Below are 22,470 nucleotides of genomic sequence, written 5' to 3'. Positions count from 1 at the left end.
CTTGCAGAAAGCTTTCATTTGAAAGCCAACGGCTATGCTTTACAGATTAAGTGTAAACGTAACACCTGCTACGCGAGGCTCACCTAATTGTGTGTAGGTATGCGTTGCGTAACCATCTTGTGGGTCATTACCAAATTCAAAGCCACGTGTAGGGACTGTTTCGTCAAACACGTTACGAGCCCATGCGCGTACTGCCCACATGTCAGTTTCGTAGCCAAAGCTTAAATTAACTAAGTTGCTGCTTGGTGCTTGTGAGTTGTGGCTATCAGAGAAGTAATAATTATCCTTACCTTCAACACCAATCATGCCGTAAAGCTCACTTGTAAAGTTATAGCGAGCAGTAAACGCATATTGGTATTTAGGTGACTGTGCCTGTTCACGACCGTCTTGATTTAAGCCTGATTGTGTTACAAAGTCGTCTATTTCAGTGTTTAAGTAACCAGCACTACCTGTTAAAAACAGATTATCAGTTAGTTGGTAACTACCTTCAACTTCTAGTCCGTAATTGCTGCCAGAACTTGCGTTATCAACATAACCGGTAAATTGCTGACCTTTTACTTGCCATGCTTTTAACTGAATATCATCGCGGTGCATGTAAAATGCAGCTAAGCGAAGTGTAAATTTGTCATCAAGTGATGAGCCTTTAACGCCGAATTCGCCACTCCATAAATATTCAGGGTCGAAACTGGTGTGCTGCTGGAAAAAATCAGCGCTTAGGTTTAAGCCTTCATCTTTCGCTTTAGCAAGCGCTTCTGAATTAATACCACCGGCTTTGTAGCCACGCGTAATACTTGTGTAGATCATAGTGCGGTCAATTACTTGATACTCTAGCGCAATTTTACCGCCAACCATTACATCGTCAGTATCTTCTATAAAGCCATTGCTATCGGTGTAGTCACCTTGGTATTGCTCTACGCGTAAACCAGTAATTAATGTGGTTTTAGAACCAATTGGAGTCGCTACTTGACCATATACTGCAACGTTACTGGTTTCGTAAGTTGAAGAAAACGGGCTTGCTAACCATGTGTATTGGCGCTCTAAATCAACATCACGGTTTTGGTAATAAATACCCGCAACCCAGTTACCTGTTTTAGAATTAAATTGTAAATCTACAGATTGGTCATCGCGATCGCGGCTGTAAAGATCGGTTGAGCTGTATCCATCAGGATGTAAGCCAGCAGCACATAAATTTGGCTCACTTGTATCGTTACAACCCCAGTCTTCGTCAAAGCTGTAAAGTAATTCGGTATCAATAGCCGATAGGTTTAGATTTACATCAAAAGCATCAAAGCCCGTGTAAGTATTATTAATACCTATTGCGTAGCTTTCTTGATTATCTTGCCCTGGTTCATCGGCTACACTATTGCGGCTGTTATCAAGCGTAAACGCATCGTAGCCATTGTTTATATCAATATAGTGAAGGTTTAGCTCAGTATTTAAATGCTTTGTAAGCTGGCTGTTTAATTTAAAACGCGCTACTTGCTCGTCTTGATTTTGTGTTTCGTCATTTAAGTACAGGTTATCTACGTAACCGTCTGACTTTCTGCGAAAGTAGCTAACGCGTGCGCTAGTGTCATCTGTTAAGCCTGTGCTTGCTGCAATGCCTGCTTCGCGTGTGTTGTATGTGCCAGCACCTACTTGTAATTTTAAACTTGGATCGCTTGTGGCTTTAGCTGAACCCATTTGGATCATGCCGGCCATACCGTCTGCGCCAAAGCGTGTACCTTGTGGACCACGGTAAATTTCTACTTGGTCTATATCAAATAATAATGAGCTGCCACCAAGACCAGAATAGTTAATACCATCAATAACTAAGCCTACAGATGGATTAATAGGGTCTACAAATTGTGAACGAAGTCCCACGCCACGAATTTGGATGTAACGACCACGTGATGCACCAGATGCAAAATTTACATTGGCGGCACTGCCTAACATTTCGTCTAAGTAACTTGCACCACGTTGATTAATTTCATCTTCGCTGAATAAGCTCGCACTCGCGCTTAAGGTTTGAATGCTTTCGCGCTGAAAATCGCCGGTTACAACAATTCTTTCTAGGTCGCTATCATCAGCGTTAGCTGCAATTGGTGCACCAAGCAGCGGTAAAAGTGCGGCAGTAATTAAAGACAAACGTAAGTTCATTGGGTTACTTAACTCCATTTTAGGGACTCGTATGGTAGCAATTATTTAAACACATGTGCTATAAACGCGGCAATTATACGTTAAATAATCAGGATTACTAATATGACCTTTAAAGTTGACTTCAAAGTACGTGATTACGAATGTGACTTACAAGGTATCGTAAATAACAGTGTTTATTTTAATTATTTAGAGCATGCTCGCCATGAATTTTTGTACGCACACGGTATTGATTTTGCTCAATTAGCGAAAGATAAAATTAACCTAGTCGTGATGCGCAGCGAAATGGACTATAAACATTCACTATTACCAGGTGATGAATTTTATGTGGCTGTGGAGCCGCAGCGCATAAGTCGCCTTAAATTTGCTTTTAAGCAAACGGTTGTTCGTAAATACGATGAAAAAGTAATGCTCAATGCACTGGTTATAGGAACGTCTGTTAATGAAAAAGGTAGACCGTTTTTACCTGAGCAAATAGATAACGTATTCAAAACTACAACTTAGTGCTTAATTGTATAACTTTTAAACTATCATAGAACAAAAATTTACATTTAAAACATGCATTTTTAACGGATAAAGGGCATAAATATTGTTACAATTATATTAATTAGACAATTAGTTAGTAGTAGCATGAAATTAGCAGCAATACCGATGCTTATAGTCGGTTTATGTGTTGGTTGCGCATCAACAGGGACGGTTACCAGTGAGCAGCTTAAATACACCCAATGGCAATTATCACGTGTTGATGGTTTAGCAATTCCACCTTCGTTTAATGCATCAATGAGCTTTATTGAAGCACTGCAAGTAAACGGTTTTGCTGGCTGTAACAAATTTTTTGGTGAAGGCTCGCTTGAAGAAAGTAACCTTACCGTAAGTAGATTAGGAATGACGCGCAAGTCGTGCGGCGAAGACCTTGATGAGTTTGAGCAGCAGTTATTGCAAGCCTTAAAGCAAGGTGCCGAGCTTAAAATGCAAGACCAGCAATTAGTCATGCAAGGCGAGCAAACATTTGTGTTTATCCCTAAATAATTTTAAGTTTTTGAAAAACAGCCCCTTGCGGGCAGTTTTTAACTGACGTACACTCAGCGCAGATTTGTTGAATAATATCTTCGAATCGACGAACAAAATTTATATATCAATACTTGTCGGAGTGCCAAAGCTAAGTAATTAGTTTTTGGCTGAGATCGCGAAAGCGGGATCCGTGAACCTGATCAGGCTAATACCTGCGTAGGGAACAAGCTGCCTAAAATAGGACGCTTGTGCGTCTTTTTTTATGCGCACAATAAAGTGATTTTGTTTATTTTAGGCTGCAAAGTAGCATGTACGCTACTTTACGATCTTTCTCTATTCCTCGGAATATCTGACAAGACAACCCTTAAGCAATGAGGCAAGTCATGTCAAACACTACAAATAAATCGTCGCGCCGAGAAACTCGCGCTGCCGCGTCTGAATATATTTATAACTTAACGGGTCAACCGTTCCCAAATTCTCATAAAGTATACGTTGAAGGTACTCAACCAGGCGTGCGCGTTGGTATGCGTGAAATCACGTTAAGTGATACGTTTATTGGCGGTACAGATGAAAACCCTGTTTATGAGTCAAACGATCCGCTTCGCGTTTACGATACGTCGGGCCCGTATACCGATCCTAATTTTGAACTAGACGTGCGTAAAGGCTTACCAAAATTTCGTGAACAATGGATTGAAAACCGTGGTGACACTGAAATTTTAGAATCAGTGACGTCGCAGTTTTCGCAGCAGCGCATGGCAGATGAAGGGCTGGATCATATTCGCTTTGATCACTTGCCAAAAATTCGCCGTGGTGTCGCTGGTAAAAACGTAACGCAAATGCACTACGCACGCCAAGGGATTATTACTCCTGAAATGGAATACGTAGCCGTTCGCGAAAATATGGGACGTGCAGAAATTCGTAAAGAATTACTAGCCGCGCAGCATAAAGGCGAGTCGTTTGGTGCGAGTATTCCTGAATTTATTACCTCAGAGTTTGTACGCGACGAAATAGCCCGTGGTCGCGCTATTTTACCAAATAATATAAACCATCCAGAAACAGAGCCTATGATTGTCGGTCGTAACTTTTTAGTTAAAGTTAACGCCAACATTGGTAACTCGTCGGTCAGCTCATCTATTGAAGAAGAAGTAGAAAAAATGGTGTGGTCTACCCGCTGGGGGCAGACACCGTGATGGACTTATCAACGGGCCGTTACATTCACGAAACGCGCGAATGGGTTGTGCGTAATTCGCCTGTACCTATTGGCACAGTACCGATTTATCAAGCGCTTGAAAAAGTAAACGGTGTGGCTGAGGATTTAACGTGGGAAATTTTTCGCGATACGCTAATTGAGCAAGCCGAGCAGGGTGTTGATTACTTTACTATTCATGCGGGTGTATTACTGCGTTATGTACCAATGACCGCTAAACGTGTAACCGGTATTGTGTCGCGCGGTGGCTCAATTATGGCTAAGTGGTGTTTAGCGCATCACAAAGAAAACTTTTTATACACGCACTTTGAAGACATTTGCGAAATTTTAAAACAATACGATGTGTGTTTTTCACTCGGTGATGGCCTTCGTCCAGGTTCTATTGCTGATGCCAACGATGAAGCGCAGTTTAGTGAGCTGCGCACATTAGGTGAACTGACTAAAATTGCGTGGAAGCACGACGTACAAGTATTTATTGAAGGCCCAGGGCATGTGCCAATGCACATGATTAAAGCCAATATGGATGAGCAACTAAAGCATTGCGACGAAGCGCCATTTTACACTTTAGGCCCGTTAACGACCGATATTGCACCAGGGTACGATCATATCACCTCAGGTATTGGGGCGGCCCAAATAGCATGGTACGGCTGTGCAATGCTTTGTTATGTAACACCTAAAGAGCATTTGGGTCTGCCAAATAAAGAAGATGTTAAAGAAGGTTTAATTACTTACAAAATTGCAGCGCATGCCGCCGATTTAGCAAAAGGGCACCCTGGCGCGCAAGAGCGTGATAACGCCTTATCAAAAGCGCGTTTTGAGTTTAGATGGCATGACCAATTTAATATAGGTTTAGATCCAGAGCGTGCTCGCGAGTATCACGACGAAACCCTTCCGCAAGAGTCAGGCAAAGTGGCTCACTTTTGCTCTATGTGTGGCCCTAAATTTTGCTCTATGAAAATTAGCCAAGAAGTACGCGATTACGCTAAAGATTTAGAAACACGCGGTATTGATCCAAATGACGCTGGCGACGCTATTGAAATAAAAATGATTGATGTAGAAGCCGAAATGAAAGCTAAATCTGCCCAGTTTAAGCAAACAGGCTCAGAAATTTACCACAAAGCGGTATAACAAGAAGTTAGATACAGATGTAGGTGAGGTTTTATACCTCGCTTCTTTAAACATTGAAGAAGTGCGAGTGAGTTCGCACCTACTAATAACTGCTTTTGGAGGTTTTATGTTTTATAACATTGCTGTGGTGGGTTTTGGTTTAGCAGGGCGCTTAGCTGCCCTGGATCTAAGTAAGTTGCATCATGTAACGGTGTTTGAAGCAGACGACGAGCAAACCCCAAATAGCGCCGGTAAAGTGGCAGCAGCAATGCTTGCCCCGCTTGCTGAGTCGGTATTGTGTGAGGCTGATTTAGCTTTAATGGGGCTTGATTCAATGAAACGCTGGCCGGGCATTATTGCAGAACTTGAAAGTGAAGTTTTTTTTCAGCAGCAAGGCACATTGGTCGTTGCGCATCAGCAAGATAAAGGCGATCTACAAAGCTTTACCCAGAGAATAAAGCCTATAGCAGGGCACAGCGCTCAGGCATTGAATGCTCAGCAAATAGCGCAGTTAGAGCCAGAGCTTGCTAATCGGTTTAACCAAGGTCTATTTTTACCCTGCGAGGGGCAAATAGATAACCAAGCCTTTTATAAAGCAAGTTTTACCATGCTCAACAAGCGCAAAGTTAAGTGTGTGTTTAACCAGCGCGTAACCATTAAAAACGGCGAAATAAATAATCGACCATTTGACTACATTATAGATTGTCGTGGGCTTGGTGCTAAAAGCGATAAACCACTTAGAGGTGTGCGCGGTGAAGTCGCAAGGCTATATGCACCTGAAGTAAATTTAACGCGACCTGTGCGTTTAATGCATCCGCGTTACCCAATTTATATAGCGCCTAAACCTAATCATGAATATGTAATTGGTGCGACCGAAATAGAATCGCAAGATAGCGGCGCCGCAACAGTGCGATCAACTCTTGAGTTACTTTCAGCGGCTTATACCGTACACAGCGGATTTGCCGAAGCACGACTACTTAATATTCAAGCCGGATTACGCCCTGCATTTAGCGATAACCGCCCAGAAGTATCACAAGTTGGCAATGTAATTAGCATTAACGGCTTATATCGTCATGGTTATATGCTGGCACCGGCATTAGTGGCGCAAGTAGTTTCACGAATAGAGTGAGAATAAAATGAACATTACAATTAATGGCGAGCTACTTAATGTTAATAGCAAAGCACTCGTCGAGGTACTTCAAAGTTTTGGTGCAGTTGCGCCTTTTGCTGTGGCTGTTAATGGCGAATTTATTCCACAAAGTCGGCACAGTAACTATGTATTTAATGAAGGCGACAGTGTTGAGTTACTGTCACCCATTCAAGGCGGATAAAGCTCATGCAAACTAAAGACTGTTTAACTATTTATGGAGAGCAAATAAAGAGTCGTTTATTGATAGGCTCTGCGCTTTATCCGTCACCCGACATTATGACCCAATCGATAGTCGCCTCTGGCGCTGAAATTGTAACCGTGTCGCTTAGGCGCCAACAAAGTGTAGCAGCCGGTGATGACTTTTGGCAGTTAATAAAAAATACAGGCTTAAAAATACTGCCTAATACCGCAGGGTGCCACAGTGTAAAAGAGGCGATTACACTCGCAAAAATGTGCCGTGAGGTATTTGCCACCGACTGGATTAAGCTAGAGCTGATTGGCGATGATTACAATTTACAGCCTGACCCTTTTGCGTTACTTGAAGCTACAAAAATATTAATTAATGATGGCTTTAAAGTATTACCTTATTGCACCGATGACTTAGTACTTTGCCAGCGCTTAAATGAGCTAGGGTGTGAGGTGCTTATGCCGTGGGGTGCGCCAATAGGCACGGGTAAGGGCTTGTTAAATAGTTATAATTTAAAAACTATTCGAGAGCGCTTACCCGATACCACATTAATAGTAGATGCAGGTTTAGGTTTGCCATCGCATGCCTGCCAAGCACTCGAAATGGGGTATGATGCGGTATTATTAAATTCAGCCATTGCAGGGGCGGGTTGCCCAATTACTATGAGCCGCGCATTTAAAGGCGCAGTTGAAGCAGGGCGCTTTGCATATCAAGCAAAAGCAATGCCTGAAAAAGACGTTGCAGCCCCATCAACCCCAACAATGGGTATGCCATTTTGGCATCAGCAGTGAAGGAAAGAATATGAATAATGTAGTGTGGACAATTGCCGGTTCTGATTCGGGCGGCGGTGCAGGTATTCAAGCTGACATAAAAGCAATGCAAAGTTTTGGTGTACATGGTTGCACGGCAATTACGGCGCTTACTGCGCAAAATAGTTTAGGTGTAGAAGCTATTAATGCAGTGTCTACCGATATTATTGAATCGCAGTTACTAGCGCTTGAAAAAGACATGAAAGCCAAAGTGATAAAAATTGGCATGCTTGCCAATGTGCAGCAAATTCAGCTGATCAGCGAACATATAAGCCACTATAAAGCTAAGTGGCCTGTGCCTCCCGTTATTGTATATGACCCTGTTGCGATTGCCTCAAGCGGTGACTTACTAACAGAAGAAGACACCGTCAGTGCAATAAAAGAATGTTTACTGCCGCTGGTGGATGTAATAACCCCAAACACCCACGAAACACAGTTATTAACCGGTGTGTATTTAATTGGCCCGGCTGCAATAAAAGAAGCGGCTAATAAGCTATTAAGCTGGGGTGCAAAAGCCGTTGTTATTAAAGGCGGACATTGGGATTACCCAAGTGGCTACTGCATTGATTATTGTATTGATAGTAATACGCAAAATGGTGAAGAATACTGGTTAGGCAATCAAAAAATACAAACCCCGCATAACCACGGCACCGGATGTAGCATGGCTTCGGTAATTGCAGCATGTTTAGCTAAAGACTACCCATTAAAAGATGCCTTTATTTTAGCTAAAGCATATATAAACCAAGGGCTAAAACAGTCTGTTCGATACGGCGAGGGGATTGGACCGGTTGCTCAGACCTCGTTCCCCACTAATTTAGCTGACTACCCACAAGTAATTGAGCCAGGCAGCTGGCTGGGTGATGAGCTTGATTTTGATGTGCCGCTTGATTTTAATATGGCGGCAGATTTTGCGCTTTGTGAAAGTAAATCGCTGGGCTTATATGCGGTTGTAGATAGCACAGATTGGTTAGAAAAATGCTTACAACAAGGCATTAAAACAGCGCAGTTACGCGTTAAAAATAAAACGCAAGATGAGCTTGATGGGCTCATTAAGCATGCTGTTGAGCTGGGCAAGCAATACAACGTACAGGTATTTATAAACGACTACTGGCAGCTAGCTATTAAATATGGTGCGTATGGTGTGCATTTAGGGCAAGAGGATTTAGACATTGCTAATTTAGCCGCTATTAAAGACGCTGGGCTAAGGCTTGGGCTTTCTACTCATGGTTTTTATGAAATGCTGCGTGCGCATAATTATCGCCCTAGTTATATGGCATTTGGTGCTATTTACCCAACCACCACCAAAGACATGACAGGGCAAATACAAGGCCTTGAAAAGCTGATTAAATTTGTGCCGCTTATGCAAAGCTACCCAACAGTAGCAATAGGTGGGATTGATTTAAGCCGTGCTGAGCAGGTAGCTAAAACAGGCGTAGGCAGTGTTGCCGTAGTGCGTGCGATTACCGAGGCTGATAATTACGTAGAGGCTATAAGCGCTCTGCAAGTGGCCATAAGCAGTGCCAATTAAAACTAACAAGGGTAATACTAATAAGGCTGATAAACGTGAGTGAGCTAAGCGATAAAGAAACCCTGCGTTACAGCCGCCATTTATTGCTTGAAGAAGTTGGGCTTGAAGGGCAGTTAGCACTTAAATCCTCAACGGTTGCAGTAGTTGGGGCTGGTGGTTTAGGTAGCCCAGCACTTTTATATTTGGCCGCTGCGGGTATTGGAACGCTTATTTTAATTGACGATGATGAGGTTGAGCTTTCAAACTTACAGCGCCAAGTGCTTTATAAAATAAACCACTTAGGGCAAAGCAAGGTCGCTGCAGCGGGTAAAGTATTAGCGAGCCTGAATAATCAAATAAACATAGTAACGCATTGTCAAAAGCTAGATGAGAGTAATGCCACTAATATTCTAAAAGGTGCTGACATAGTACTTGATTGCTCTGATAACTTTAGTACTCGCTATAGTGTTAATCGTTATTGTATTGCTAATAAAACACCGTTAATTTCTGGTGCTGCACTCGCAACCAAAGGGCAGTTAATGGGCTTTGATTTTAGGCAAAGTGATAGCCCATGTTATGGCTGTGTTTTTCCACAAAGCGAAGCTACACCGGTTATAAATTGCAGTAACGCAGGAGTAATTAGCCCGCTACTTGGTGTAATAGGCTCTATGCAGGCGCAACTTACGCTCAATTTATTGCTGGGGCATGCAGAGGGATGTATGTTTATAACCTTCGATGCGCTTACTTTAAAGCAACAGCATTTTAAAGTGATTAAAGATTCAGAGTGTAAAGAGTGTGGAAAATAGGTTTTGAAGGGGCTTGTGCCTGTTACTACATGTGCCGTTAAAAACTAAAAGCTGCGCTTTTAACGTGAGCAAGCTCTACGTCTACAACGCATTAAACTTCTGCGCCAGACTTGTAGACGCACAGCTTGCTGGCGTGATGGGCGAAGTCCATAAAGATATAAACGGTGCAGCCTGCTATATAAACCAAAAGCTGACGCTTTTAACGTGAGCAAGCTCTACGTCTACAACATATCAAACTTCTGCACCAAGCTTGTAGACGCACAGCTTGCTGGCGTGATGGGCGAAGTCCATAAAGATATAAACGGTGCAGCCTGCAATTACTTATAAGCCAAAAGCTGCGTTTTTCACGTGAGCAAGCTCTACGTCTACAACACATCAAAATTTTTGCACCAAGCTTGTAGACGCACAGCTTGCTGGCGTGATGGGCGAAGCCCATAAAGATATAAACGCTATAAGCCTGCAATTACATATAAACCAAAAGCTGACGCTTTTAACGTGAGCAAGCTCTACGTCTACAACACATCAAAATTTTTGCACCAAGCTTGTAGACGCACAGCTTGCTGGCGTGATGGGCGAAGCCCATAAAAATATAAACGATGCAGCCTGCAATTACATATAAACCAAAAGCTGCGCTTTTCACGTGAGCAAGCTCTACGTCTACAACACATCAAAATTTTTGCACCAAGCTTGTAGACGCACAGCTTGCTGGCGTGATGGACGAAGTCCATAAAGATATAAACGCTACAGCCTGCAATTACATATAAACCAAAAGCGGTGCTTTTCACGTGAGCAAGCCTCACGCTTTAAAAAATAAAAAACCGCGTTTAAATAACGCGGTTTTTTTGATTTCTAATTAACGATTGATTTAGTCGTTAATTTTTGCAAACGCAGTACCTAAGCGAGTAACCACTTCTGGTAGTTGGTCATCCAGTATTTCAGCTTTATCAGCACCCCATGCAAGTACCACAGTAGAGCCTAATTTAAAGCGACCCATTTCTTCACCCTTTTTAAGCGTGATAGCGTTATCGCCAGTGGTTGGGTATTTCCAACTAAATACATCGCTACCAGCTGGTGGCGTGACAGTACCTGCCCAAATAGTTTCTATGCTGGCTACAATTGTTGCGCCAACAAGTACCATAGCAAGCGGACCAATCTCAGTTTCAAAAATTGCGACTACTCGTTCATTACGTGCAAACAAGTTAGGCACGTTTTGCGCTGTAAGTGGGTTTACTGAAAATAAATCACCTGGCACGTAAATCATTTTGCTTAGTGTGCCATCAATTGGCATATGAATACGGTGGTAATCTTTAGGTGCTAAATAAATGGTGGCAAACTTACCGCCTAAAAATGGTGTTGTATCATCTTGTGAGCCGCCTAGTAGCGCTTGTAAGCTGTAATCGTGACCTTTAGCTTGTATTAGCTGTCCGTCAACAATATCGCCTAGCTGGCTGATTGCGCCATCCACTGGGTGAATGATGATATTGTTATCTTCTACCATTGGGCGCATGCCGTCTTTTAGAGGGCGAGTAAAAAATTCATTAAAGCTTTTATAATGAGCCGGATCTGGGTATTGGGCTTCGCTCATATCTACTTTATATTGCTTAATAAATAGTTTAATTAAAGTCGTTGTTAAAGCACCTGCTTTAGCTGCGGCTAATTTTCCCACTACGCGTGAAATAAAATGTTTTGGCATTGCGTACTGCATTGCGATTTTAAATTTGTCTAAACTCACAGTATTTATCCTAAATTATACGCGAGGCGCACGGGCGCCTGCACGGCCATCGGCCATTGTTTCTAAAATTCGGTGGTAGCTGTCAAAGCGCAATTGAGAAATTTTGCCATCTGCTACAGCTTCTTTAACTATACAGCCAGGATCGTTTAAATGTTTACAGTCTCTAAAGCGGCATCCGCCTATAAATTCTCTAAACTCTTTAAAACACCACGTTACACGCTCAACATCTAAATGCCATAAACCAAATTCACGAATTCCTGGTGAATCGATTAGGTTACCGCCACTTGGTAAATGGTGAAGGCGTGAAACAGTTGTTGTATGCTGGCCTAGGCCGCTGTTTTCAGATACTTCTTTAGTTAATATTTCAGCGTTAGGTAATACAGTGTTAACGAGGGTTGATTTACCCACACCACTTTGACCAACAAAAATGTTATTTTTACCAACAAGTACTTCTTTTAATTCATCAATACCATTGCCCGATATATTACTAACAAGGAGTACTTGGTAATCAAGTTTACGGTAGATATCGAGAACTTTTTGTATTTCACTAAGACCAGCATCATCAATTAAATCTATTTTATTGAGTACTAAAATTGGCTCAATACCCATATCTTCACAGGCTATTAAATAGCGGTCGATAATACTTGGGGTAAACTCAGGTAGTACCGCCGATACCATGAGTATTTGATCAATGTTAGCTGCAATAACTTTTACACCATCGTAAAAGTCAGGGCGGGTAAGTTGTGAGCGACGCTCTTGCGTGGCTTCAATTACTCCGGCTAAATCACCTTCACTTACTTTGGCACGGCGAAACAATACCTCATCACCACACACTAAATTTGACACGGTACGGCGTATATTACAACGCAGTACATCGCCGTTCTGTGTTTCGACATCGGCGTGTTGGCCAAAACGACTGATCACAATTGCGCTCTCGACCTGACCTAAATTATCGGTTTGCCACTCTTGCGCGCCTTTTTTAGCTGGTCTTGAGTCTGCGCTATTGATGCGCTTTTGGTGGTTGGCCTTGATCTGACGCGATTGGCCTTTACTTAATTTTTTCTGTTTTGCCACTGGAGGCCTATAACCTTAGTTAAATGTCGCTTTTCCTAAAAAAAGCTTTAGCTCGACGGTTGATGCTAATATGATATATCGAAATGCGTTGGATCTAAAGGAAAGCACCGCTTAGGTATTATGACTATTAATAAATCAAATTTAATTTGGCTCGATCTTGAAATGACCGGACTCGAACCAGAGACCGATAAAATACTCGAAATTGCGACGGTTGTCACTGACGCAGACCTGAATATATTAGCCGAAGGGCCAACTATAGCTATTCATCAAAATGATGAATTACTAAATGGTATGGACGAGTGGTGTACGACTCAACATGGTAAATCGGGTTTAACAGCGCGCTGCAAAGCAAGTACCTTTGATGAAGCCTATGCTGTAGAGCAAACTTTAGCGTTTTTAAAGCAGTGGGTACCAGCAGGCACTTCGCCAATGTGTGGTAATTCAATTGGTCAAGACCGCCGCTTTATGAATAAATATATGCGCGAGCTTGAAGACTTCTTCCATTACCGAAATCTCGACGTAAGTACTATTAAAGAATTAGCACGTCGCTGGAAACCTGAAGTGCTTGCTAAAGTGAACAAAAAAGGCTCACACCTTGCTTTGGACGATATTAAAGATTCGATTATGGAATTAAAAATCTATAGAGAAAATTTCTTTAATTTGTAAAAAACACTTGCAAACACTCCGTATTATTGTAGAATCCTGCCCCGCTCAAGACGATAACCCACGCGGGGTTAGTGTGTTTGAGTGATTGAATTACCATCAATAAATGCGGTACTAGCTCAGTTGCTAGAATGTTGAACGCGACCTGTCGCGCTTAAGCGTAAAATAACTGAAGAAATAGAGAATGCGGTACTAGCTCAGTTGCTAGAATGTTGAACGCGACTTGTCGCGCACCAACGTAAAATAACTGAAGAAGTAAAAATGCGGTACTAGCTCAGTTGCTAGAATGTTGAACGCGACCTGTCGCGCACCAACGTAAAATAACTGAAGAAGTGAAAATGCGGTACTAGCTCAGTTGGTAGAGCGCGACCTTGCCAAGGTCGAGGTCACGAGTTCGAGCCTCGTGTACCGCTCCAATTTCTAACCAAAAGAAATTGTAGTGAATAAAAGCTAGCTCAGTTGCTAGGATGTTGAACGCAATTTATTGCGCACCAATAAAATAACTGAAAAATGCGGTACTAGCTCAGTTGGTAGAGCGCGACCTTGCCAAGGTCGAGGTCACGAGTTCGAGCCTCGTGTACCGCTCCAATTTCTAACCAAAAGAAATTGTAGTGTTGAATGAAAATGTAATGTGGTACTAGCTCAGTTGCTAGAATGTTGAACGCGACCTGTCGCGCACCAACGTAAATAACTAAAGAAATAAAAATGCGGTACTAGCTCAGTTGGTAGAGCGCGACCTTGCCAAGGTCGAGGTCACGAGTTCGAGCCTCGTGTACCGCTCCAATCTTTTTATATCCTCAAAATTTCCTATATTAAAAATAATAAATAAAATTATAATTTAAAATCTCTCTTATCTACTTTATTCTTTGTGTAATATTCAGCATTGAAGTTTTGGTTGTTAAAAGCTATCGCTTCTCGCGCGAGCTCTGCGCCTACAATAAAGGTATTGTACTTTGAAGTTATGAGGTATGAGTGAGGTAGGAGGAGTCAATAATTTGAAACCGAGAGCTTTTATTAAAGCCGCTCCCCCTGAATCGTTGCTATAATACGCCTAGCGCCACCAGAGTTGCGATGTTCACCTAAGTAAATACCTTGCCATGTACCTAGTGCTAAATACCCATTAGAAATAGGAATAGTTAACTCACAGCCCAATGTGCTGGTTTTAATATGTGCGGGCATGTCGTCATCGCCTTCATAATCATGGCGGTAATAAGGCTGGCATTCAGGAACGAATTTATTGAAATGGCTTTCCATATCCATACGCACCGTAGGATCGGCATTTTCGTTTATAGTAAGGCTAGCGGAGGTATGTTGGATGAATAGGTGTAACAAGCCTACTGTGTAAGTAGTAAGTTCAGGGAGTTGAGACAATATTTCGTCGTCAATTAAATGAAAACCCCGCGAGCGAGGTTTTAATACTATGACCTTTTGTTGCCAACTCATAGCTTATCGAAACTAACTTCAATATTTGCATTACCAGCATCGCTAGTGAATGGCATGATGATTTTTTTACCTTGGCTTTTATGGGTAATTGTATGCCCTTGACCGGATACGACAATAGGTGTTGCCATATCAAAATCAAAGCCTTTTTCACCTAATAAATTTTTAGCGCCACCGGTAACCATATTAGTAATTTCGCCAACCATATCGGTTACTTCTTCATCAATTGAATCAGGGCGTTCGCCTAGCATGCGTTCCATAATAGTTAATGCAAGCTCTTCATCAAAGGTAATTGAAAATGAACCTTTAGTTTGTGGGCCTACCATGCCAATAAGGCCAGACACATCACCACAGGCTATTTCATCTGTTTTGATACGTGGCTTACCTGGCTTTAATTGAGTTTGAGCCATGGTACTTAATACATTTATCAAAGAAGATAAAAAAGGATTGATGAACTCTACATTCATATTGCTTACTCTTAAATTGATACTATGAAAATGACTATAATTATATTAAGTATAGCCAATATGGGTAACTTTGAGGGCTAGGATGTCCTACAAGAATCACATTTTCCATGTGCTTCGATAGTTTGTCCTGAAACAACAAATCCACCCTCAGCCGCTAAGTTATTAAGCTCATGCGAAATAACGGTAGAGTGTAACTCTTTTACAAAACCACAAGTATCGCAAATTAATAACTGTACGGGATGAATATGATCAAAATGATGACACAGCATAAATGCATTTGTGCTTTCAATTTTATGAATAAAGCCTAGTTCGGCCAAAAAATCTAAGGCGCGATATATAGTGGCGGGTTTAGCACCTGACTCAGTTACTTTTAATTGTTCAAGTAAGTCATAGGCCCCCACGCCACCTTGGGCACTAGCGAGTAAGCGAAATACTTTCTCACGAATGGGTGTGAAACGTGCGCCACGGTTATCACATACTTGTTTTGCTTTACCTACGAGTGATTCTATATTCATCATTCTCTTATCCTTACGCTACCGTGATATACTAACATACTGTGTTGTAGTTGCAGCGTTTTTATTAGACGCTTTTTATCTAGGAAACCCAGTAATGCATGAATTATTAGCCATATTTATCTTCTTTTTTGCGGTGATAGACCCCATTGGCACTGTGCCTGTATTTATAGCAGTTACTCGCGGTGAAGATGAAAAATTTAAGCGCAAAGTAATATTTAAAGCCGTAGGTGTATCTGCCATCGTGCTTTTATTTTTTGTTGTAGCGGGTGAGCAACTACTTAATGCCATAGAAATTCCGCTTTCAGCATTTCAAATTGCTGGCGGCATAGTATTACTTATTTTTGCACTTTCAATGATATTTGGTGAAAGCAAACCAGAAACAGAAATAAAAAGTGTTCGAGATAGCACTGAGACTGCCATTTTCCCACTGGCTATTCCTTCTATAGCAAGCCCTGGTGCTATGTTGGGGGCCGTGTTGATGACTCGTAACGAAGAGCATACATGGGTTGAGCAGCTAATAACATCATCAACGATGTTAGCGGTGTTGGCTATTGTCCTAATTTTATTGCTCTTAGCTACGCATGTGCATAAATTAATTGGTGACAGTGGTGCAAGTATAATAAGTAGAATAATGGGGCTTATTTTGAGTTCAGTTGCGGTAACAAATATTTTAAGCGGTATTGCTCATTACTTTGGTTTGCAAGTGTTTACTTAAAATCGTTGCGACTTTAAGAGACCATGACATTATATTTACTAACTTGAATTTGAAATAATTAATCACACGTAACGATATTTATGATTGGGAAATATTGGGTTTGCGGGTGGTAGGCCTGCTGCTTATATGCAAATTACTCTTGCTGCGATTATGCGCATTTTAAATGTAATTTTTTAATTTTAAGATGTATTGTTGTTTTTGAGTGCTGTTTGGCCGTGTTTTATTAGAACGATATAATACTAAACGCAACCCCTTACTATATCGTTACAGTCTTAAATTGCTCACTCGTAGCGTTGTGTAAATTAAAGTAGGTATTTTTTATAGTACCAATCTGCATAAAAGTTTTAGCTGTATGTTTATTTTTCAGGCAAAACAGAGCCTGTGTCGTGTGGTTATTTCCCATAAATAGGCGGTAAGGCAGTACAAATATCCGCCGCCATAATGAGGGCTTTTTAGGGGCGATTAACCTTCTGTTACTTACATTGATGAAGTTAAGTAGGCGCGAGCTAGGCATGAAAGCTTTACTCGGTTTTTACATGCACTTAAAGGGATGCAAGCCATTAGAGTTACGCGGGAGCAGTTATCGAAACCACTTGATTACAAACCTCGCACCGCGATTTAATCTTCCTTGGATTGAACAAATTTCTATTCACAAAGATCAACATGGCCTAGCTACAGTGCAATTTAATTATTGTTAATAGACCTCAAATCTAAGCCGATTGTTGTAAGTGAAATAGTATTGTTTTTATTTTTTAACTGATTTTATAAAAAATTTTACTAAGTAAATAATCCTGCCTATATTTATTAACAATACCACCCTGCATATAGAATAAATGTTTTTCTTAATTGTTTATTAGTTATTACATTTTTGGCTTTGTTGTAAGGAATACTCATAGCTTAGTTCTTAAGGAACACAGACCGTGTGACTTCCTATCTTAAAACGGCAAATATCATTGTTTTTCTCAATGCTTTGCCGCTTACAATTTACCGCTAGTAGCTCAAATACACGATGTATCTTATGGCTGCACCGTGTTTGTTCTATGCAATCCAGAATATCATCCAACCAAATATAACTGCACTTACTCGCTCTAAATGTCGAGATCGCACACTTAAACATACCCGCTGCACTATGGCAGATAAAACGCTTGATAAGTGTTTGCAGTATGCTCAGCCAAACCAATGATTCGGCAATATGAGGATCTCGTGTGATGAACCCTTTAAGATTATTCCATGACTTTAGTTCTTTGAAAAACAACTCAATTTGCCAACGAGTTGCATATATATCGAGTAGTTCGTCAAAGCTAAACTGTGCCTCTTTTAAATTAGTAACAAGGAAAACGGGGCGCTTTTCATTCGGTAAATAGATAAGCCTGTACTCGGGCCCATTTTTCTTCCAACGTACTGTTAATTCAAGTGGTTGGCTTGCGAATTTATCGAGTAACGCTTTGATTTTAATGTTCTTTTCTTTAAGTTCTATACCCGCGCAATAAGCTGATGTAACGATTGGGTTAATGTTTTTATTTGCTCTGATCAAAAAATATCCGCCATCTTGAGCTACTTGCTCAAAGTAATCTAAGTCAAAATACCCAGCATCAGCAAGTAATAACGTATCTTCAAGTGTGTGGCTACCTGGTAAAAAGGCGCGCTCAGTTTCAACATCAGGACGAATATCTATTTCGCAGGGTTGTTCATTAAATAGGTCATAGGTAACGTGCAACTCAATTGCGGCAGGACTTACAGCAGTAAAACGACCAGCAAAAACCTGCGCTAATTCATCATGTAGAGCAAATGAAGAACCATCTTGCAATAACACTCGCTGTATTCCTCGCTGGGTAAAAAAGGTTTTATCCAGCGTGTTTACAGTCAATTTAGACATCGCTTGAATAACGAGCTCACGGACAAGCTCAGTCAAGGCTGGTTTTCGAATTTGATTATGAAAGGGTTTATAACTTATCGTGCAATCAGCCTGCGTTCGCAAGTTTTGATGGATATCTGACAAGTTAGCGTCTTGCAGGCAAGATAAGCTTTTAAATACGGCTTTGAGCAGAGAAACGATCGACAGGCAACGGTGTCGAACTTGAAATCCAGAGGTTTTTGCAAGCTCAATGAGGTGTTTTTCTGAGATAAGGGCTTTTAATTGGTTTGAAACTTGGTTAATCTGCATGTGAACTCTGTTTTTAGTCATGTTTTTATTGGCGTAACTATTTGATCATTAACAGAGTTCAACTTCAAGTTTTCTTAAGATCCAACCTATGAAGGAATACTAACGTTGATGTGATGCTGGAGTGTTTGTTTGTTTGTTTGTTTGTTTGTTTGTTTCCTTATTTACAAGAGAAGATTATGAAAAATAAAGTTTTAAAATTTACAGCGTGTTTCTTTATATTTTTGACTCCTGCTGTTCAGGCGGGTGACGAGGTGAAACATATACCAGGCGTTTTTATTGGTACTACACATTTTGACAGTGAAAGTGAGTTTACGTTTGGTGTTGAGTATGAATATAAAATCACTCAAAAATGGGGCGCCGGAGTGGTGTATGAGCGAACAAATGATGCACATCATGGCGATGGTACTGCTGTCGCTTTGGCTTCGCTCTATTATCATCCAACTAAAAATATACGTTTAGGGGTGGGTTATGGTGAAGAGCGTATAGGCGGAGCTCATCCTCATAATGAGGATTTATATCGTATTAGCTCAGCCTATGATTTTCATGTCGGTGATTTTGGTATAGCACCAACGATAGCTATTGATTTTATTGATGATGAAGAAGCAGTAGTTGTCGGTTTAGCTATTACTCGACCTTTTTAAGTTTTTACTTTGTAACAGTAAAGTTAGGTTTAAGCCTAAAATATGAAGGGGTCTAAAATGTTAAATAAGTTATCTATTACAAGTAAAATATACTGCCTAGGAATATCACAAATATTTTTAATGGTGGTAATTGGGATTATATCTTTAACACAAATGAACAAAATTGGTATAAAGCTGGTTGATATAGCTGAGCGAGATATTCCGCTCAGCAACATGCTTACTACAATGTCTGAGCACAAATTAGAACAAACGATATTTTTTCAGCGAGCTTTATTACACGCAAGTTTAGAACCAGGTAAAGCCAATGAAGAAATCGAGAATAAACTCACGTCATTAACGCAAAAAATTCAAAGTGAATTTAATAAGTCAGAAAAATTTGTCACCGATTCTATTGATTATTTACACAGTGAAGAGGCAAAAGCGAGTTTTACTTCGCTAGCGAGTGACCTGAGGCTTTTAAATAAAGAATACCAAAGTATTTCTCTGAATATTAATGACATTATTGAGGCCACTAAAACGCAATCCGTTGGCAGCTTGGATGATAAAATAAAGTTAATAGAAGTCGCAGAAGATAAATTTGAGGAAAAACTTGTAGCTTTACTCTCTCAGATCCAGCAGTTTACTTTAAACTCAGCTTTGCAAGCTGAAAATGATGAAAAGCAAGGTATTAACCTTATTCTTTATATATTTATCTTCTCCGTTATTGTGGGTGTTGTTTTGTCATATATGATTAGCAGAGCAATCGCTTTGCCTGTGAATATGCTAAAAAATAGATTAGTTGAAATAGCTGATGGCGATGGCGATTTAACGTTAAAGCTTGATGAAAGCGCCGGCGATGAAACTGGCGATACAGCAAGAGCGTTCAACAAATTTTTATCAATGCTAAGAGAAACAATAAATGAAGCTAATATACATTTATCGCAATTAGACGACTCATCAAAGTTTGCCGTAACTGTTATGCAGGAAACGGTAGTTAATGTTGAAAAGCAAAGAGCTGAAACCGAAATGGTTTCAACAGCAGTAGAAGAAATGAACTGTACAACTTTAGAAGTTGCGAGTAATACCCAGAATGCTTCTGATGTAACAGAAGCAGTCAAAGAGCGTGTATTAAAGGGCAAGGCAGAAGCTTCTGAGGCAAAAGTTGTTATTCAGCGTTTAGCTAAAGAAATAGATGAAGCAAGTACCGTAATTGAGTGCCTTGTTACAGAAACAAATAATATCGGCAGCGTTTTAGATACAATACAGAGTATTGCCGAACAAACCAATTTACTCGCTTTAAATGCTGCAATAGAAGCCGCTCGTGCTGGTGATACTGGTAGAGGTTTTGCTGTTGTAGCGGACGAAGTCAGGGCACTTGCTCAACGAACACAGGTCTCAACTGTTGATATACAAGGGCTGGTTACTCGCTTACAAAGTGAGGCGAAAAATGCGGTTGTTAGTATGAATAAAGGGATTAGTAGTGCTGACGAATGCCTTAAAAAAAGTACTGAAACGTCAGAAATATTTGCCAACTCAGCCATTGCTGTTAATGAGATTACGGACCTAAACTTACAGATTGCTACCGCAGCGGAAGAGCAGTCTGCTGTTGTAAGCGAAATAAATCAAAATTTAATTAATATTACTGATATTGCAATAGAAACATCTACAGGAGCAAAAAATACGTCAGAAGCAAATGAAAGTATCGCCCGATATATTGCTAATTTAAGAGTTAATTTGAATAAATTTAAAGTTTAAATTATGTTTTTATATAGAAGCAATGGAAGTGTGGCAATTCGGTAACATCATTACTAATTTAAAGATGTATATTTCTTTGATAATTAATGATTTTATGGGTTATGTAATTGTCTTGGGGCAGTGGTATTAGTTTAATGACTGTCGTGTACACAAATTAATGATATTTGCGTAAATTTATTAGTAGAGCCATATGGTTTATTTTAAGCTCGGCTACACCGATTGTCTTTTAAATGGTGTAGCTCATTATTTTAGTTTTTAGGTGTTTGCTTTGCATTGATGCCCGCTAGGCTTTTGTGTAAAATACAGCGCCTTTTAAGCTGTGCTTAATAACTTAATACCCTGAGGTTTGCTTTGAATAAATGTACTTTGGATAGACGCTTTTCTGTAGCCCCAATGCTTGATTGGACTGATCGTCATTGTCGTACTTTTCATCGCAAAATGACTAAACACACTGTGCTTTATACCGAAATGATAACCACAGGGGCTATCTTATTTGGTCGAGGCGATTACTTACATTTTAATAAACACGAAGGCCCAGTTGCGCTGCAACTTGGTGGCTCTGATCCTAAAGCGCTTGCGCAATGTGCAAAGCTAGCAGGTGAGCGTGGCTATGACGAAATAAATTTAAATGTAGGGTGCCCGTCAGACAGAGTTCAAAATGGCCGATTTGGCGCATGTTTAATGGCAGAGCCTCAATTAGTTGCTGAGTGTGTTGCAGCAATGAAAAACGAAGTAAGCATCCCTATTACCGTTAAAACACGTATTGGTATTGATGAGCAAGATTCGTATGAGTTTTTGTGTGCGCTTATTGAGGCGTCGCATAAAGTAGGGTGTGATGATTTTATTATTCATGCTCGTAAAGCATGGCTCAATGGTTTAAGTCCAAAAGAAAATCGTGAAGTTCCACCGCTTGATTACCCACGTGTTTACCAACTTAAAAAAGATTATCCGCAGCTAGACTTAAGTCTAAATGGCGGTGTTAAAACAATTGAGCAGAGCCTAGAACATTTACAACATATTGATGGTGTAATGATTGGGCGTGAAGCTTACAGTAACCCATTTATGCTCAATGACGTTGATGAGAAAATTTATGGTGATACTGCAAACACGCAATCACGCCACGATGTAGTACGCTCAATGTACAGCTATATTGAAGAAGAAATGCGTTTGGGTGCTAATTTTTGGCATATTGCACGTCACATGCTCGGTATTTTTCAGGGGCAGCCTGGTGCGCGAGGTTTTAGACGCCACCTTTCTGAAAGTGGTCACGGTAAGCAAGCCGATTTATCAGTAATGGATAAAGCATTAAGCTTTGTACCCGAATAAAACTAAGCTTTAAAAATTCTAAATTTAAGCCACTTTCAAGTGGCTTTTTTGATCCTAAAAATTAGTCAAAAGCATAATT

General features: G+C 40.6%; 19 protein-coding genes, 3 tRNA genes, 1 pseudogene and 1 riboswitch. Of the genes and pseudogenes, 16 read left to right on the top strand and 7 right to left on the bottom strand.

The genetic code is table 11. The annotated features are described in order from the left end of the window. Positions 1–39: 39 nt before the first annotated feature. Positions 40–2,157 carry a TonB-dependent receptor gene (locus AOR04_RS14495; protein ID WP_198403002.1) on the bottom strand — a complete coding sequence of 706 codons (2,118 nt, stop codon included), beginning with the start codon at positions 2,155–2,157 and terminating at the stop codon, positions 40–42. Between the two features lie 84 nt (positions 2,158–2,241). On the opposite strand from AOR04_RS14495, the gene AOR04_RS14490 reads away from it, so the two are divergent. The 8 genes and pseudogenes from AOR04_RS14490 (at position 2,242) to AOR04_RS14455 (ending at position 9,920) form a co-directional block, all read left to right on the top strand. Then, on the top strand, positions 2,242–2,640 hold the full coding sequence (locus AOR04_RS14490) for an acyl-CoA thioesterase (RefSeq protein ID WP_096793735.1): 399 nt from the start codon (positions 2,242–2,244) through the stop codon (positions 2,638–2,640). Positions 2,641–2,766: 126 nt separating this feature from the next. After that, the gene (locus AOR04_RS14485) at positions 2,767–3,165 is read left to right on the top strand and encodes an META domain-containing protein (protein WP_335682222.1); all 399 of its coding nucleotides are present in this window, start codon (positions 2,767–2,769) and stop codon (positions 3,163–3,165) included. Between the two features lie 107 nt (positions 3,166–3,272). Then, a riboswitch (TPP riboswitch) is annotated at positions 3,273–3,387 on the top strand. A 143-nt stretch (positions 3,388–3,530) separates the two neighbouring features. Beyond that, a pseudogene (gene thiC, locus AOR04_RS14480) lies at positions 3,531–5,482 on the top strand (phosphomethylpyrimidine synthase ThiC). A gap of 106 nt (positions 5,483–5,588) precedes the next feature. Next, on the top strand, positions 5,589–6,590 hold the full coding sequence (locus AOR04_RS14475; protein ID WP_096793733.1) for an FAD-dependent oxidoreductase: 1,002 nt from the start codon (positions 5,589–5,591) through the stop codon (positions 6,588–6,590). Between the two features lie 7 nt (positions 6,591–6,597). After that, positions 6,598–6,792 carry a sulfur carrier protein ThiS gene (thiS, locus tag AOR04_RS14470; RefSeq protein ID WP_096793732.1) on the top strand — a complete coding sequence of 65 codons (195 nt, stop codon included), beginning with the start codon at positions 6,598–6,600 and terminating at the stop codon, positions 6,790–6,792. A gap of 5 nt (positions 6,793–6,797) precedes the next feature. Then, a complete protein-coding gene (locus tag AOR04_RS14465) occupies positions 6,798–7,589 on the top strand; it encodes a thiazole synthase (RefSeq protein WP_096793731.1) in 792 nt (263 codons plus the stop codon). A gap of 10 nt (positions 7,590–7,599) precedes the next feature. Continuing rightward, a complete protein-coding gene (thiE, locus tag AOR04_RS14460; RefSeq protein WP_096793730.1) occupies positions 7,600–9,135 on the top strand; it encodes a thiamine phosphate synthase in 1,536 nt (511 codons plus the stop codon). Between the two features lie 35 nt (positions 9,136–9,170). Continuing rightward, positions 9,171–9,920 carry a HesA/MoeB/ThiF family protein gene (locus tag AOR04_RS14455; RefSeq protein WP_096793729.1) on the top strand — a complete coding sequence of 250 codons (750 nt, stop codon included), beginning with the start codon at positions 9,171–9,173 and terminating at the stop codon, positions 9,918–9,920. 865 nt (positions 9,921–10,785) lie between these two features. On the opposite strand, the gene asd is transcribed toward AOR04_RS14455, so the two are convergent. After that, positions 10,786–11,652 carry an archaetidylserine decarboxylase gene (gene asd, locus AOR04_RS14450; protein WP_198403001.1) on the bottom strand — a complete coding sequence of 289 codons (867 nt, stop codon included), beginning with the start codon at positions 11,650–11,652 and terminating at the stop codon, positions 10,786–10,788. A gap of 15 nt (positions 11,653–11,667) precedes the next feature. Continuing rightward, positions 11,668–12,726 carry a small ribosomal subunit biogenesis GTPase RsgA gene (gene rsgA, locus AOR04_RS14445; RefSeq protein ID WP_096793728.1) on the bottom strand — a complete coding sequence of 353 codons (1,059 nt, stop codon included), beginning with the start codon at positions 12,724–12,726 and terminating at the stop codon, positions 11,668–11,670. Positions 12,727–12,846: 120 nt separating this feature from the next. Between rsgA and orn the strand changes: the two genes are divergently transcribed. The 4 genes from orn to AOR04_RS14425 all read left to right on the top strand — a co-directional run bounded on the left by orn (position 12,847) and on the right by AOR04_RS14425 (position 14,172). Further along, positions 12,847–13,392 carry an oligoribonuclease gene (gene orn, locus AOR04_RS14440; RefSeq protein ID WP_008135796.1) on the top strand — a complete coding sequence of 182 codons (546 nt, stop codon included), beginning with the start codon at positions 12,847–12,849 and terminating at the stop codon, positions 13,390–13,392. 337 nt (positions 13,393–13,729) lie between these two features. Next, positions 13,730–13,805, top strand: a tRNA-Gly gene (locus tag AOR04_RS14435). A gap of 96 nt (positions 13,806–13,901) precedes the next feature. Continuing rightward, positions 13,902–13,977, top strand: a tRNA-Gly gene (locus tag AOR04_RS14430). 119 nt (positions 13,978–14,096) lie between these two features. Further along, positions 14,097–14,172 (top strand) — tRNA-Gly (locus AOR04_RS14425). A 231-nt stretch (positions 14,173–14,403) separates the two neighbouring features. Here the strand turns inward: AOR04_RS14425 and AOR04_RS14420 are convergent. From AOR04_RS14420 to AOR04_RS14410, 3 genes are all read right to left on the bottom strand, one after another. Beyond that, positions 14,404–14,832 carry a secondary thiamine-phosphate synthase enzyme YjbQ gene (locus AOR04_RS14420; protein WP_008135799.1) on the bottom strand — a complete coding sequence of 143 codons (429 nt, stop codon included), beginning with the start codon at positions 14,830–14,832 and terminating at the stop codon, positions 14,404–14,406. Next, on the bottom strand, positions 14,829–15,296 hold the full coding sequence (locus AOR04_RS14415; RefSeq protein WP_096793727.1) for a chemotaxis protein CheX: 468 nt from the start codon (positions 15,294–15,296) through the stop codon (positions 14,829–14,831). Before AOR04_RS14415 ends, AOR04_RS14420 begins: the two co-directional genes overlap by 4 nt. Before the next feature lie 77 nt (positions 15,297–15,373). Continuing rightward, the gene (locus AOR04_RS14410) at positions 15,374–15,811 is read right to left on the bottom strand and encodes a transcriptional repressor (protein WP_033015589.1); all 438 of its coding nucleotides are present in this window, start codon (positions 15,809–15,811) and stop codon (positions 15,374–15,376) included. Positions 15,812–15,905: 94 nt separating this feature from the next. Between AOR04_RS14410 and AOR04_RS14405 the strand changes: the two genes are divergently transcribed. Next, entirely contained in the window at positions 15,906–16,526 is a 621-nt protein-coding gene (locus AOR04_RS14405; RefSeq protein ID WP_007378742.1) for a MarC family protein, read from the top strand. 904 nt (positions 16,527–17,430) lie between these two features. Here AOR04_RS14405 and AOR04_RS14395 read toward each other — a convergent pair. Further along, entirely contained in the window at positions 17,431–18,690 is a 1,260-nt protein-coding gene (locus tag AOR04_RS14395; RefSeq protein WP_157770551.1) for an IS4 family transposase, read from the bottom strand. 176 nt (positions 18,691–18,866) lie between these two features. Here AOR04_RS14395 and AOR04_RS14390 point away from each other — a divergent pair, with 176 nt between their 5' ends. The 3 genes from AOR04_RS14390 to dusA all read left to right on the top strand — a co-directional run bounded on the left by AOR04_RS14390 (position 18,867) and on the right by dusA (position 22,391). Continuing rightward, the gene (locus AOR04_RS14390; protein ID WP_096793724.1) at positions 18,867–19,331 is read left to right on the top strand and encodes a hypothetical protein; all 465 of its coding nucleotides are present in this window, start codon (positions 18,867–18,869) and stop codon (positions 19,329–19,331) included. A 57-nt stretch (positions 19,332–19,388) separates the two neighbouring features. Continuing rightward, on the top strand, positions 19,389–21,065 hold the full coding sequence (locus AOR04_RS14385; protein ID WP_232525481.1) for a methyl-accepting chemotaxis protein: 1,677 nt from the start codon (positions 19,389–19,391) through the stop codon (positions 21,063–21,065). A 393-nt stretch (positions 21,066–21,458) separates the two neighbouring features. After that, entirely contained in the window at positions 21,459–22,391 is a 933-nt protein-coding gene (gene dusA, locus AOR04_RS14380) for a tRNA dihydrouridine(20/20a) synthase DusA (RefSeq protein WP_232525539.1), read from the top strand. Positions 22,392–22,470: the final 79 nt, after the last annotated feature.

The sequence above is a fragment of the Pseudoalteromonas sp. 1_2015MBL_MicDiv genome, assembly GCF_002407505.1.
GTDB classification, from domain to species: domain Bacteria; phylum Pseudomonadota; class Gammaproteobacteria; order Enterobacterales; family Alteromonadaceae; genus Pseudoalteromonas; species Pseudoalteromonas fuliginea.
Note: the sequence above shows the minus strand (reverse complement) of the source record. Positions and strands in the feature narration are given on the sequence as shown.